General features: G+C 70.9%; 11 protein-coding genes. 8 read left to right on the forward strand and 3 right to left on the reverse strand.

The features are described 5' to 3' along the window. Window positions 1–62: 62 nt before the first annotated feature. On the reverse strand, window positions 63–953 hold the full coding sequence (gene bla, locus ACZ6BB_RS35755) for a class A beta-lactamase (protein ID WP_471619389.1): 891 nt from the start codon (window positions 951–953) through the stop codon (window positions 63–65). 178 nt (window positions 954–1,131) lie between these two features. Further along, window positions 1,132–1,569: a hypothetical protein gene (locus tag ACZ6BB_RS35760; protein WP_003974483.1), complete on the reverse strand. Its 438-nt coding sequence runs from the start codon at window positions 1,567–1,569 to the stop codon at window positions 1,132–1,134. A gap of 994 nt (window positions 1,570–2,563) precedes the next feature. On the opposite strand from ACZ6BB_RS35760, the gene hemL reads away from it, so the two are divergent. From hemL to ACZ6BB_RS35800, 8 genes are all read left to right on the forward strand, one after another. Beyond that, a complete protein-coding gene (gene hemL, locus ACZ6BB_RS35765) occupies window positions 2,564–3,883 on the forward strand; it encodes a glutamate-1-semialdehyde 2,1-aminomutase (RefSeq protein WP_471619295.1) in 1,320 nt (439 codons plus the stop codon). After that, a complete protein-coding gene (locus ACZ6BB_RS35770; protein ID WP_471619296.1) occupies window positions 3,880–4,554 on the forward strand; it encodes a histidine phosphatase family protein in 675 nt (224 codons plus the stop codon). Before hemL ends, ACZ6BB_RS35770 begins: the two co-directional genes overlap by 4 nt. Window positions 4,555–4,861: 307 nt before the next feature. Then, window positions 4,862–6,139, forward strand: coding sequence for a polysaccharide deacetylase family protein (locus ACZ6BB_RS35775; protein WP_471619297.1), 1,278 nt, complete (start codon window positions 4,862–4,864; stop codon window positions 6,137–6,139). Window positions 6,140–6,204: 65 nt separating this feature from the next. After that, the gene (locus tag ACZ6BB_RS35780; RefSeq protein ID WP_471619298.1) at window positions 6,205–6,804 is read left to right on the forward strand and encodes a TlpA family protein disulfide reductase; all 600 of its coding nucleotides are present in this window, start codon (window positions 6,205–6,207) and stop codon (window positions 6,802–6,804) included. A 10-nt stretch (window positions 6,805–6,814) separates the two neighbouring features. After that, window positions 6,815–7,594, forward strand: coding sequence for a cytochrome c biogenesis CcdA family protein (locus ACZ6BB_RS35785; protein WP_471619390.1), 780 nt, complete (start codon window positions 6,815–6,817; stop codon window positions 7,592–7,594). A gap of 24 nt (window positions 7,595–7,618) precedes the next feature. Beyond that, window positions 7,619–9,376, forward strand: coding sequence for a cytochrome c biogenesis protein ResB (gene resB / locus ACZ6BB_RS35790; protein ID WP_471619299.1), 1,758 nt, complete (start codon window positions 7,619–7,621; stop codon window positions 9,374–9,376). Continuing rightward, window positions 9,373–10,509, forward strand: coding sequence for a c-type cytochrome biogenesis protein CcsB (gene ccsB / locus ACZ6BB_RS35795; RefSeq protein WP_471619300.1), 1,137 nt, complete (start codon window positions 9,373–9,375; stop codon window positions 10,507–10,509). The genes resB and ccsB overlap by 4 nt, the downstream gene beginning before the upstream one ends. A gap of 226 nt (window positions 10,510–10,735) precedes the next feature. Continuing rightward, on the forward strand, window positions 10,736–12,391 hold the full coding sequence (locus tag ACZ6BB_RS35800) for an alpha/beta hydrolase (RefSeq protein WP_471619301.1): 1,656 nt from the start codon (window positions 10,736–10,738) through the stop codon (window positions 12,389–12,391). Between the two features lie 59 nt (window positions 12,392–12,450). Here the strand turns inward: ACZ6BB_RS35800 and ACZ6BB_RS35805 are convergent, their stop codons facing one another. Next, entirely contained in the window at window positions 12,451–14,394 is a 1,944-nt protein-coding gene (locus tag ACZ6BB_RS35805; RefSeq protein WP_471619302.1) for a hypothetical protein, read from the reverse strand. Window positions 14,395–14,417: the final 23 nt, after the last annotated feature.

The following is a 14,417-nucleotide window of genomic DNA, read 5'->3' on the forward strand; positions in this document are numbered from 1 at the left end:
GGGCTCGGGGCCAGTACCGACCGACGTGCGGACGGCCCGGCCCCTGCCCCGGCCGGCGGCCGCTACGCCGTGAGCGCCCCCGCGACCAGCCCCGCCGCCCTGGCCACCAGCGCATTGTCCGTGGGGCCCGCGGGGTCGTACTTGGTCGACAGGACGGACAGGACGAGAGGCGGGCGGCCGGGCGGCCAGACGACGCCGACATCGTTGGCGACCCCGTACGCCGACCCACCGCCGGTCTTGTCCGCGAGCGTCCAGTCGGCGGGCAGGCCGGCCCGGAAACGCTCCACGTTCGTCGAGTTGGCGATCAGCCAGCCGGTCAGCAGCTCCCGGTCCGCGTCCGGCAGGGCCCGGCCCAGCAGGAGCCGTGCGTAGGTCCCGCCGATGGCCCGGGGGGTGGTGGTGTCCGTGATCCGCCACGGTTCCGCCGTGTTCAGCTCCGGCTCCCAGCGGTCGAGGCGGGTCGTCCGGTCGCCCAGCGAGCGGCAGAACCGGGTGATCGCGGTGGGCCCGCCCAGCTCGCGCAGCAGCAGGTTCCCCGCCCCGTTGTCGCTGTGCGAGACGGTGGCGGCGCACAGCTCCCCGACGGTCATCCCGGCCGCGACGTTCTCGTCCGTGCTCGTGATGGGGCAGTAGCCCGCCGCCGTGACGTACGCCTTGGTGTAGCGGATCCGCTTGCCGAGGTACGCGCCGTCGCGGTCGAGGTCCCGTAACACGGCCCCCGCGGCGAGGGTCTTGAACACCGAGCAGAGGGGGAACCGCTCGTGCGCCCGGTACGCCACCGTGCGCCCGGTCGCCGTGTCGTGGGCGAAGACCCCCAGCCGCGCGGCGTACTCCCGCTCCAGCTCGCCCAGCCGCCGCGAGAGCCCCGCGTCGTCGGGGGACGCGGCATGCGCCGCCCCGGCGCCGAGCGATCCGAGAACACCTGCGGCGCCCAGACCGCCCAGACCGAGCATCGTGCGACGGCGGGGGTGTGCTCCTGTGGTTCCCAAGGTTTCCTCCGTACCTGACGGTGATCTCTGTCGGTACGCAGGACGCGACGGCCCTGACACCCGGTTTCGCCTCCGGGGTGTTTGCCGGCACATGACGAGGGCGGGGTCGCGAAACCCCGCCCGGACCTCCCTGGAGGTCAGCTCACGGCCAGACCAGGCAGTACGGCTGGTGGCCGGCCTCGTGCAGACGGTGGCTGAAGTCCTGCCATTCGTGGAGCAGTTGGTAGACGTTGAAGGCGTCGCGAGGGCCGCCGCGGTCCGGGACCGTGGACCAGATGAACGCGGCCGCGCCGACCGCTTCCTCGCCGATGCCCCGGAGCGGGTCGACGACGGTCATCGGGAGCTTGACGACGGCGTAGTCGGGGTGGAGGACGACCAGCTCCAGCGGGGGCACCTTGTGCAGGGGGACGCCCTCGATGCCGGTCAGCACCATCGCGGCCATCGTCTCCGGCTTGATCTTGGTGAACATGCCGTTCATGCCGAGTTCGTCGCCGCCGAGTTCCTCGGGGCGCATCGAGATCGGGACACGGGCCGCGGTCGCGCCGTCGGGCGCGCCGAAGTATTTGTACGTCACCCCCACCCGGCCACCATTCCCGCTCCCCGCCCGGAGCCGGTTGACCACGTGGTCCAGGCCGTCCACACGGCCCGCGCCGTCCGCACTCTCGACGCGGTCCGTACGGTCCTTGCGGTCCGCGCGGCTCCTGCGCTCCGCGCGACTCCTGCGATCCACCAGGTCAGGCCGGTCCATCCGGTCCGTCTGATCCATTCCGTCCACACGATTGACACGATCCACATGATCGGCACGATCCATACGGTCCATACCGTCCATACGGCTGCGGCGCCCGATCCGCTCAGGCCCGGTGCTCTGGATCCGGTCGGAACCATTGGACGGGACCCGGTCGGAACCGCTCTGCATACGGTCGCCACCGGTCTCGGGACGGCCGGAACCTGCTTCCGTGCGGTCGGTACGGTCGGCGTCGCCCCGCGGACCGTGCGCGTCGTGTGTGCCGTGTGCACCCTGCGGACCGTACACGCCCGGCCGACCCTGCGGGGTGTGCGGGGGCTGTGACCCCGACGACCCCGACAGCCCCGAAGGCGCCGGTGGTACGACCGGGGGCGGCGGCACGGGCGGCACGGGAGGTGCGGAGGGCGCGGGGGGCACGTGAGGCGGCACCGGCGTCGATCCCTGCGGACCGGGGCCCGCCGGTCCGCTCAGCTCGCCGGGTGCGGTCCGCTCGCCCTGCGCGCTCCGCTCCGGGGGCGCGCCGCGCTCCGGGGAGCCGCCCCGGTCGGCCGAGGCGCCCCGGTCGGTGGACGCGCCGCGCTCCTGACGGGTCTCCGCGGCCTCCTCCGCCTCGCGTCGGTGCCTGCCCCGCCGGGCACGACGAGGACCGAGGTCACCGGTCCCGTCGCCCAGTCCGCCACCGCGATGCATATCTCCACCCGAACGCATTTCTGGGCCGCGTGACCCCCGCCGCGCAACCCGATCATCGTGTCAGTGACCTCCCCCGCGACCGCTCGCCGAAACGTGTGCGCAAACACCAGTCGGCGGGATCTCCGGAGCCTCTGACACCATGGCCTGTGTGAGCTATCCGTACGAAGCCCCAGTTTCGCAGACTCTTTTCGAGCGCGCGGCGGCCGTCACGCCCGGCGGCGTGAACTCTCCCGTGCGCGCCTTCCGCGCCGTGGGCGGTACGCCCCGGTTCATGGTGTCCGGTACCGGTCCCTATCTGACCGACGCCGACGGCCGCGAGTATGTAGATCTTGTGTGTTCGTGGGGTCCCATGATCCTCGGGCACTCCCGTCCCGAGGTCGTCGCCGCCGTTCAGGACGCCGTCTCGCGCGGCACCTCCTTCGGTACGCCCGGTGAGGGCGAGGTCGCGCTCGCCGAGGAGATGGTGGACCGGGTCGGGCCGCTGGAGCAGGTGCGGCTGGTGTCCAGCGGGACCGAGGCCACCATGTCCGCGATCCGGCTGGCCCGCGGCTTCACCGGCCGGACCAAGGTGGTGAAGTTCGCCGGGTGTTACCACGGTCACGTCGACTCGCTGCTGGCCGCCGCCGGGTCCGGGGTCGCCACCTTCGCGCTCCCCGACACCCCGGGCGTCACCGGCGCCCAGGCCGGCGACACCATCGTGCTGCCCTACAACGACCTCGACGCCGTACGGGCCGCCTTCGCCGCCCACCCCGGCGAGATCGCCTGCGTCATCACCGAGGCGTCCCCGGGCAACATGGGCGTCGTACCGCCGCTGCCGGGCTTCAACCAGGGCCTCAAGGACGTGTGTGCCGAGCACGGTGCCCTGTTCGTCTCCGACGAGGTCATGACCGGGTTCCGCACCAGCCGGGCCGGATGGTTCGGCATCGACGGGGTCGTCCCCGACCTCATGACCTTCGGCAAGGTCATGGGCGGCGGCTTCCCCGCCGCCGCCTTCGGGGGGCGGGCCGACGTGATGGCGCACCTCGCGCCCGCCGGGCCCGTCTACCAGGCCGGCACGCTCTCCGGGAACCCGGTCGCGACCGCCGCCGGGCTGGCGCAGCTGCGGCTGCTGGACGAGGCGGCGTACGACACCGTGAACGCGGTCTCCGCCCAGGTCCAGGGGCTCGTCACGGAGGCGCTCGCCAAGGAGGGTGTCGCGCACACGCTGCAGAACGCCTCCAACATGTTCTCCGTGTTCTTCACGGACACGCCCGTGCGGAACTACGAGGAGGCCAAGGCGCAGGAGTCGTACCGCTTCAACGCCTTCTTCCACTCGATGCTGTCGCAGGGCGTCTATCTGCCGCCGTCGTCGTTCGAGTCGTGGTTCGTGTCGACCGCGCACGACGAGCGGGCGGTTCAGCGGATCGCCGACGCCCTTCCGGCGGCGGCGCGGGCAGCAGCGGAGGCTTCGGCAGCATGAGTGACATCACGGTCGTCCATCTGATGCGGCACGGCGAGGTCGCCAACCCGGACGGGATTCTCTACGGGCGCCTCGGCGGGTACCACCTCTCCGACCTCGGGCGGCGGATGGCCGACCGGGTCGCCGACCATCTGGCGTCCCGGGACGTCACGCACGTCGTGGCGTCCCCGCTGGAGCGGGCGCAGGAGACGGCGACGCCGATCGCCAAGGCGCACGGGCTGGACCTCGCGACCGACGGGCGGCTCATCGAGGCGGACAACGTCTTCCAGGGCAAGACGTTCGGTGTCGGCGACGGTGCGCTGAAGCGGCCGGAGAACTGGAAGCACCTGGTCAACCCCTTCAGGCCGTCGTGGGGGGAGCCGTACGTCGACCAGGTCGTCCGCATGATGGGGGCGCTCGACGCGGCGAAGGACGCGGCGCGGGGGCACGAGGCCGTGCTGGTCTCGCACCAGCTGCCGATCTGGATCGTGCGGTCGTACGTCGAGCGGCGGCGGCTGTGGCACGACCCGCGGCGGCGGCAGTGCACGCTGGCGTCCCTGACGACGTTCACGTACCAGGGCGACAAGATCGTGTCCGTCGGGTACAGCGAGCCCGCGCGGGATCTGGTGCCGGCGCATCTGCTGGCCGGGGCCAAGCCGGTGAAGGGGAAGGGGAAGGCCTTCGGAGCGTGAGCGCTCCGCGGGGGCGGGGGCGGGGGTGTGGGTGGGGGGCTGCTGTGGTGGCGGGCCGTGGGTGCGTCGTGGCTTGTCGTGCAGTTCCCCGCGCCCCTGAGGGGGCGGGGCTGGTTGTGTGAAAGGGCTTTCGGATTGCGGGGTTGAAACCTCCGGCGTCACCTGTGGCTCCGTGGTCCGCGTAGTGGCGCATGGGTCGTAAAGATTTGCGCTGGTCGGAGATCAATGGGAACCCCTTCGTCCTTTCGTGCCTCTCAGTCGGTGTGCTTCACGTGAACGGGTGCGTGGAATGACCGAGGGGGATGTAATGCGCGAGATATCGCGGAGGGGGATGCTCGGGCTCGGTGTCGGGGCGGGGGCGGCCGCGGGGCTGGGGCTGACCGGGTGCGGGACGGGGCTCGGCGGGAAGCCGAGCGAGGCCGGCGGGTCCGGGGGCGACGGGAAGAAGCCGGGGAAGAAGGGCAAGCCCGGCAAGAAGGCGAAGCCGCTGGGTGACGGCTCGACCTCGTACACAGGGAAGCAGCCGAACCAGCCGGGCAAGCCGCGGCCGCTGGAGCCCGGCGAGAAGCCGCCGCAGTTCGTGGTGTTCTCCTGGGACGGGGCCGGGGACGTCGGGAACGGGCTTTTCGAGCGGTTCCTGAAGGCCGGGCGGGACCATGACGCCCATATGACGTTCTTCCTCTCCGGTATCTATCTCCTCCCGGAGTCGAAAAAGCGCGTGTATCTCCCGCCGAACAACGCCCCCGGCGCCTCCGACATCGGTTATCTGACGGACGAACACATCAAGTCGACGCTGGGTCACGTGCGTACCGCATGGCTCGACGGACACGAGATAGGCACCCACTTCAACGGCCACTTCTGCGGCGGTTCCGGCTCGGTCGGGAACTGGACGCCCAAGCAGTGGCGCAGCGAGATCGAGCAGGCGAAGTCCTTCGTCAAGGAGTGGCGGACCAACAGCGGCTGGACGGACGTCGAACCGCTGCCGTTCGACTACGACAAGGAGCTGATCGGCGGCCGCACGCCCTGTCTGCTGGGGCAGGAGAACCTGCTGCCCACCGCGCGCGAGCTGGGCTGGCGCTACGACTCCTCCTCGCCCGGCGGCCTCCAGGTCTGGCCCAAGAAGAAGCAGGGCATCTGGGACCTGCCGCTGCAGTCCGTGCCGTTCCCGGGCCGCAGCTTCGAGGTGCTGTCCATGGACTACAACATCATGTTCAACCAGTCGCAGAACTCCACCCAGGCCCCGCCCGCGAACCACCCGGCCTACCGCACCCAGGCGACCGGCGCGTACGTCGCCGGGTTCCAGCGCGCCTACGAGACGAACCGGGCGCCGTTGTTCATAGGCAACCACTTCGAGGAATGGAACGGCGGGGTCTACATGGACGCCGTCGAGGAGGCCCTCAAGCACATCGCGCGGGCCAAGGAGAAGGCCAAGGACGGGGAGATACGGATCGTGTCCTTCCGGCAGTTCGTGGACTGGATGGACGCCCAGACCCCGGAGGTTCTCGCCAAGCTCCAGACCCTCGGGGTGGGCCAGCAGCCCACGGGCGGGTGGAAGGAGTTCCTGGGGGCCGGTTCAACCGCCTGACCTGCGGGCACGGGGGCGGCTGACCCCGCCGGAAGCCCCCGAAACGGGCATGCGAAACTTTTCACATGAGTGTCCGTACGAGCCGCAGGCGTGCCGCTTTGCTCTCCGCCGGGGCAGCCGCCCTGGTCCTGACGCTGTCCGCCTGTGCGGGCGGCGGCATCGAGGGCGGAGGCGGCCAGACCGGGTTCATCACCGGCTCCGACGGGATCGCGACGGTGAAGAAGGGGGACCGGGACACCGCGCCCGACCTCTCCGGCAAGACCATCGACGGCGACCAGCTGGACCTCTCCGCCTACAAGGGCAAGATCATCGTCCTGAACGTGTGGGGTTCCTGGTGCGCGCCGTGCCGTGCCGAGGCGCCCAACCTGGTGAAGGTCTCCCAGGACCTCGCCGGCCGGGGCGTGCAGTTCGTCGGCATCAACACACGGGACACGAGCACCCGGCCGGCGGTCGCCTTCGAGGAGCAGTACAAGGTCAAGTACCCGAGCCTGTACGACCCCACCGGCAAGCTGCTGCTGCGCTTCGAGAAGGGCTCGCTCAACCCGCAGCTGATCCCGTCCACGCTGGTCATCGACCGGGAGGGCAAGCTCGCCGCACGCACGCAGCAGGCGCTCAGCGAGGAGAAGCTGCGCAAGATGCTCAAGCCGATCCTCGCGGAGAAGTGACGTGCCCGGAATGTCCGTCACGGCCGCCGCGTTGACCACGACCGCCACCGAGATGAACGAGACCGTCTTCAACGGCGCCCTGCTGCTCGCCCTGCCGATCGCCGTCCTCGGCGGCCTCGTCTCCTTCTTCTCGCCCTGCGTCCTGCCGCTCGTGCCCGGCTATCTGTCGTACGTCACCGGCGTCGGCGGCACCGACCTGGTCGACGCCCGCCGGGGCCGGATGGTGGCCGGGGCCGGACTGTTCGTCCTCGGCTTCACCTTCGTGTTCGTGTCCGGCGGCGCGCTGTTCGGGTACTTCGGGCAGACCCTGCTGGAGCACCAGGACGTGCTCAACAAGGTGCTCGGCGTGCTCATGATCGCCATGGGGCTCTTCTTCATGGGCCTGATGCCCTGGTTCACCCAGCGGGAGTTCCGCTTCCACACCAGGCCGGCCACCGGGCTCGTGGGCGCCCCGATACTGGGCGCGCTCTTCGGCATCGGCTGGGTCCCTTGCATCGGACCCACCCTCACCTCCGTCAACGCCCTCGCCCTCGAACAGGCCAGCGCCGGGCGCGGGGCCCTGCTGATGGTGGCGTACTGTCTGGGGCTGGGCCTGCCCTTCATGCTCGCCGCGGTGGCCTTCCGCAAGGCGCTCGGCGCCTTCGCCTGGGTCAAGCGGCACTACGTGTGGGTGCTGCGCATCGGCGGCGGCATGATGATCACGATCGGACTGCTCATGCTGACCGGCGCCTGGGACCGCATCATTCAGGAGATGCAGGTCTGGTCCGCCGGCTTCACCCCTGGGATCTGAGCCAATGACGACGGACCTGAGCCAATGACGACGACCGACTCCGGCAACCGCGAGAACGCCGCCCGGCCCGCGAGCGGGACCCCCGACGACAGCGACCTCGGTGCCGCCGGCTCGCAGCTGTCCACCGCGCCGGAGGAGGACGCGCCCCACCTGCCCTCGCTCGGGGTGATCGGCTGGGCCCGCTGGTTCTGGCGGCAGCTGACGTCCATGCGGGTCGCGCTGCTGCTGCTGTTCATGCTGTCGCTCGCGGCCATCCCCGGCTCGCTGATCCCGCAGTCGGGCCAGGACGAGTCCCGCGTCGCCGACTTCATGCAGCGGCACGACACCCTGGGACCTCTCTACGAGAAGCTCGGGCTGTTCCACGTCTACAGCTCGGTGTGGTTCTCGGCGATCTACATCCTTCTCTTCGTCTCGCTCATCGGCTGCATCGTCCCCCGCACCGGGCAGTTCGTCGGCCAGCTCCGCGGCCGCCCGCCGGGCGCGCCCCGGCGCCTGACCCGGCTGCCCGCCTACGCGACCTGGCGCACGCAGGCCACGCCGGAGCAGGTGCGCGAGGCCGCGCTGCGGGCGCTGAACAAGCGCCGGTTCCGCGCGCATGTCGCCGGGGACGCCGTCGCCGCCGAGAAGGGTTATCTGCGGGAGACGGGCAACCTCGCCTTCCACATCGCCCTGATCGTGATGCTCGTCGCCTTCGCCTGGGGCCAGCTCTACCGGTCCGAGGGCAACAAGCTGATCGTCGAGGGTGGCGGCTTCTCCAACACCCTCACCCAGTACGACGACTTCAAGTCCGGCAACCTCTTCACCGCCGACGACCTCAACCCGTTCAGCTTCGACCTCAAGAGCTTCCGGGCCACGTACGAGACGAGCGGCCCCAACAAGGGCACGCCGCGCGTCTTCGAGGCCTTCGTCGACTACGGCGTCGGCGCCGACGGCAAGTCACGGTCGACCAGGATCGAGGTCAACAAGCCGCTGGAGATCGGCGACTCGAAGGTCTACCTCGTCAGCCACGGATACGCCCCCGTCCTCACCATCAAGGACGGGCGGGGCAAGGTCGTCTTCCAGGACGCCGCGCCGCTGCTGCCGCTGGACTCCAATGTCACCTCCACCGGTGCGATCAAGGTTCTGGACGGTTACACCGACGCCAAGGGCGTCTCGGAGCAGCTCGGTATCCAGGCATTCTTCCTCCCGACGTACGGCGGCAAGAACACCGCCGTGGTCTCCCAGTTCCCCGCACTGCTGAACCCCGTGCTCAACCTGGAGCCGTACCACGGTGATCTCGGGGTCAACGCCGGTATCCCGAAGAACGTGTACCAGCTCGACAAGTCGAAGCTGAAGGGGTTCAAGGACTCCAAGGGCGCGCAGGTGCGGGAGAACCTGAAGATCGGCGAGTCCATGACGCTGCCGAACGGCGCGGGCACGATCACCTTCGACGGGGTCAAGGAGTGGGCCGGCTTCCAGGTCACCCAGCAGCCCGGCAGCGGATGGGCCCTCGGCGGTGCGATCACCGCCATCCTCGGTCTCGCCGGATCGCTGTTCATCCAGCGCCGACGGGTGTGGGTGCGCGCGGTGGCCGGCCCCGACGGGGTCACCGTCGTCGAGATGGCCGGGCTCGGCCGCAGCGAGTCGGCGAAGGTGCCGGAGGAGCTGGGTGACCTGGCGGCCGCCGTGCACGACAAGGCTCCCACCGCCGCCGAGACCGGACCCGACGCCGCGCCCGCTCCTGAGAACCACACCACCCCCCAACCTCCAGCCGTACCGTCCGAAGGGGCTGAGCAGCAGTGACTCTCGCCGCCGCCACCAACGAAAACCTCGCGAACATCAGCAACACGCTGATCTACTCCGCGATGGCCGTCTACACCCTCGCCTTCTTCGCCTACATCGCCGAGTGGCTCTTCGGGAGCCGGAGCAAGGTCGGCCGTACGGCCGCCGCGCTGACCGCCGGCACCAAGGACGCCAAGGACGCCAAGGACGCCAAGAAGGCCGACGCGCCCGCGGTGACGGTGCAGTCCGCCGGCGGGACCAGCGTCCTGGAGCGGCCGAAGGTGGTCGTGCGGGCCGCCGCCGGTGCCCGGGACGTGCCGGACGGGCCGGGCGCGCATGGCGGGGACGAGCAGGGCGACCTCTACGGCCGTATCGCCGTGTCCCTCACCGCGCTGGCCTTCCTCGTCGAGTTCGGCGGGGTGCTCACCCGGGCCCTCTCGGTGCAGCGGGCGCCGTGGGGCAACATGTACGAGTTCAACATCACCTTCTCCACCGTGGCCGTCGGGGTGTACCTCGCGCTGCTCGCGCTGAAGAAGAACGTCCGCTGGCTCGGGCTTCCGCTGATCACGACGGTCCTCCTCGATCTCGGTCTCGCCGTCACTGTCTTGTACACCGCCAGTGACCAGTTGGTTCCCGCCCTGCACTCGTACTGGCTCTACATCCACGTCTCCACCGCGATCTTCTGCGGCGCGGTCTTCTACGTGGGCGCGGTCGGCACGATCCTGTACCTGTTCAAGGACTCCTACGAGAGCAAGCTCGCGGCCGGCGGGCGGCCCGGCCGGTTCGCGACCTCCGTCATGGAGCGGCTGCCCGCCTCGGCCTCCCTCGACAAGTTCTCGTACCGCGTCAACGCGGCCGTCTTCCCGCTGTGGACGTTCACGATCATCGCGGGCGCGATCTGGGCGGGCGACGCGTGGGGCCGCTACTGGGGCTGGGACCCCAAGGAGACCTGGTCGTTCATCACCTGGGTCGCCTACGCCTGCTACCTGCACGCCCGTGCCACGGCCGGCTGGAAGGGCCGCAAGGCCGCGTACATCGCGATCGTCGCCTTCGCCTGCTGGCTGTTCAACTACTACGGCGTCAACATCTTCGTCAGCGGCAAGCACTCCTACGCGGACGTGGGCCTGGCGGCGCTCCGGTCCGTGGGGGCCTGACCGCCCCTTCGGTTCCAGCGAGCGGAAGCGGTCGGCGGCGTCCCGTCCTACGCCGCCCGGTCCGTTTTCTCTACAACTCCGGTATCACCCACCGCGGTCGTCTCATTCCCAGGGGGGAGGGAAGGGCGGCCCGGTGGGGGATCCGCAGGCGTGGCCCCTTCTTGAATGATCCTTCCTGTCCGAACGTGTGACCGGAAGGATCGAACTCGTGCGCAGAAGACGTCTCATGCCCCTGTTAGCCGTGAGCGTCACGGCGACGCTGGCTCCCGCACTCGCCACCTCCACCGCCACCGCCGCTCCGGCGGCCTCCCCGGCGACCACGTCTCTGTCGACGGCCTCCGTGTCGACGGCCTCCGCGGCGACCGCCGGGGGCGCGCTGGACCCGTACGTGAAGCAGAAGCCGAAGTGGAAGCGGTGCCACGCCGACGCTCCCGCGAAGTTCAAGTGCGCCACCATCAAGGTCCCGCTGGACTACCGGGCCCCCGGCGGCAAGCGGATCGACCTGGCCATATCCCGGCTGAGGAGCACCGCCCCCGACAAGCGCCACGGTGTCCTGTTCTCCAACCCCGGCGGCCCCGGGGGCTCGGGGCTCTCCATGCCGCTGGGGGTCCAGGAGATCCTCCCCAAGGCCGCACAGCGCAAGTACGACCTCATCGGCTTCGACCCGCGCGGTGTGGGACAGAGCAGCCCGGTCTCCTGCGGTCTGAAGCCGAAGGAGGAGGACTGGCTGCGGCCCTACAAGAAGAAGACGTTCGCCAAGGACGTCGCCTGGGCACGCACCGTCGCGGACAAGTGCGAGAAGAAGGCGGGCGCCACACTCCGGCACATCACCACGCGCAACACCGCGCGTGACATGGATCTGATCCGGGCGGTCCTCGGTGAGAAGAAGATCTCGTACCTGGGGTACTCGTACGGCACCTACCTCGGCGCCGTCTACACCCAGCTCTTCCCGGGCCGGGCCGACCGGTTCGTGCTGGACAGCGCGGTCGAACCGGCGCGCGCCTGGCGAGGGATGATCCAGTGGTGGGCGGAGGGCGCCGAGCCCGCGTTCGACCGGTGGACCGAGTGGGCCGCCGCGCGTTCGGCGACCTACGGCCTCGGTGACACCCCGAAGAAGGTCGACCGGACCTTCTGGGACCTGGTCGCGCAGGCCGGTGAGAAGCCCATCGAGGTGGACGGGCAGGCGGTCACCGGTGACGACATCCGCAGCGGTATGCGCGGGGCGGTCTTCAGCCCGGACTACGCCTCCGACATCATGATGGAGCTGAAGAAGGCCGCGGCCGGCAAGCCCGCCTCCACGAGGAAGCTCGCGGTGTTCGCCGGCTCCGAGAGGTCCCGGACGGCCGGTGCCGTCGCTGCCGCCAAGGTGCCGTCCGACAACGAGATGGCGAGCTTCTGGGCCGTGGTGTGCGGCGACAACTCGGCCGCGTGGTCCCGCGATCCCGAGAGCTACCGACGGGACGCCATCGCGGACAAGCGCCGCTACCCGCTCTTCGGTGACTTCGCGTCCAGCATCAAACCCTGTGCGTTCTGGGACAAGTCCGTGGAACGGGCGACCAAGGTGAACAACAAGGTCGGCTCCCTGGTCGTCCAGAACGAGTGGGACTCGCAGACCCCGCTGCCCAGCGGTCAGGCCCTGCACGCCGACCTCAAGGGCTCGAAGATGGTCACCGTCCACGGCGGCGAGGGCCACGGCGTCTATCCGAGCGGCAACGCCTGCTCGGACGGCGCGGTCAACGGCTACCTCCTCACCGGGAAGCTCCCGGCGAAGGACGTGACCTGCGAGGCGACGACGGACTCGAACGAGGAGGCCCGGAAGAACCGACAGCGGGACGTGCTCCCCGGTTCTCCGCTTCCGGAGCGTGCCCCGGACCGCTTCTGAGCTGTGAAGGTGGGGCGGAGCCTCCTGGCGAGGTCCGCCCCTTCGGGCACGGTCTCCGCTCACCCCACGCGTAGGGGGCGGCCCGCGAGCGCGTCGTCCGGCCAGTCCCGCGACGCCCGCCGCAGGAGGACGTCGGCGGCCGGGCGGCCGGCGGAGAGCTGTTCCAGCTCCCGGCCCAGGCGTTCGGCGACCTCCGGGTCCGGCAGGACGAGGGGATCCGTCAGCTGCCACACCGCGTGCAGCAGACGGCGCACGCGCGAGTGCAGGGCCGGGTCCGGGCGGCCGAGGGCCACCGCGCCCCGGTCGTCCGGGCCGTCGTACGGGGCCGACGCGATGAAGGCCAGGGACGTCAGCCAGGTGCGCAGGTCCGCCCCGTGGAACGTGTCGCCGAGGTGCGCCACCGCGAAGTCCGTGTCCCCCAGGGCGAGTTCGTGATGGGCCCGGTAGGCCGCGCGGGTCGGACCGTAGTGGTCGGCCAGGGTGCGGTGGACCGCCCGGCTGCTCTCCTGGTCCGGGTCCCGGTGCCGCAGCCCGAGCTGGAGCAGGGTCCGTAGGAAGCGGTCGCCCACGAAGTGGCCGGGCGTCGGGGCGTGGCCCTCCCGGGTGAGGCGTTCCTCCAGGGCCAGTACGGCCGACTCGTCGAAGCCGTCGGGGAGCCGGGACCCGGCGAGGGCGAGCGCGGAGTCGCGGTCGTGGGCGGCGGCGAGAACGGCCAACTCGTCGAGGTGGCTCTCGTCCGGGAGGAGACGCTCGAGCAGGACCCGGTACGTGGGGCGTTCGTCGTGGTCCTCGTCGGGCACGACCATGACGGCCGACAACAACCCGGTCAGGGTGGTGACCCCTCGGGGCAGGTTCTGGCGGGCCGACTCGGCGATCAGCGCCGTGCCGAGCGGACTGCCGCCGGTCAACCGGTGTGTCGCGTACGAGAGCCGGGGAGGAACCGGCACGCCCGGGCAGGCCGCGCCGATGATACGGAGCGTGTTCTCTGGGGAGAGCGGGGGGAGCGGGATCAACAGGGCGTGGGACGACGGGGTGGCGCCCGGTGTCCAGCCGCTGGTCCCGGTCGCCTCCGGCAGGGTGCGGCGGGCGGCGTTCCGCAGCGCCGGGTGGCCCTGCCCCCGCAGTCCGGCGAAGAACGCCACCTGGTCGGCCCTTCCGTCGGCCCGGTCCCGCAGCACCGACTCCAGCAGCCTCCGTCCCGCCGCCTCCTGCACGTTGTCGAGCAGGATCACCGGCCGCCCCGCCCGCTGCGGGCGCGGTACGACCCCCGCGTACGCGTCGTCCAGGTCCGCGAGCAGCGCCCGTACGAGATGGTGCTCGGCGTAGGTGCGGGCGTCTCCGCCGGCCCTGAAGTGCCGTGAGAGGAGGACCAGGCCGCGCTTGGGGTTCCCGGCCGCGTGCGGGTGGTCGCGGTACCAGACCGCGCCCCGGCGCAGCCGCCGGTGCGAGGACGACATTCCCTCGCTGAACGCCTCCAGCGCCGCCTCGATGATCGCCTCCACCGCCGGCCGCCCCTGCGCCGACAGCGACGACACCAGCCGTGCCACGGCCTTCCCCACCCACCGTCCCGCCAGCCAGCCGCCCGTGTCGCTCAGCAGCAGGACCCGCTCGGCCTCCGCGCAGATCCTCGACAGTCCGCGGTCACCCCAGCCCCCGGCCGCGACGGCGAGCAGCCCGCACGCCAGCCGGGGGAACGTGATCCGCCCGGCCCCGCCCACGGGCTCGCCGAGCTGCTCCGCGATCGCCGACAGCGCCTCGTACGCGGGCGACCAGGACTCCGGGGGCCGGCCCGGGGGAGGTTGGTCGAACCGTGTCTCCTCGCCGTCGATCAGCGCGACGGGCGTACGGCCCCGGTGCGCCGCCCGCAGCTCCCGCAGAGTCGTGCTCTTGCCGAGCCCTCGGGCTCCCGTCAGCACGATGAAGGGGTGTTCCTCGGAGTGCCGGTACGCCGTGGGTATGCCGGAGAGGGCGTGGGTCTGCGGTGTCGCCGTTGCCGTTGTCATAGCTGCTGTGGTTATCAACAGCT

It is taken from the genome of Streptomyces sp. NPDC041108, assembly GCF_055592645.1.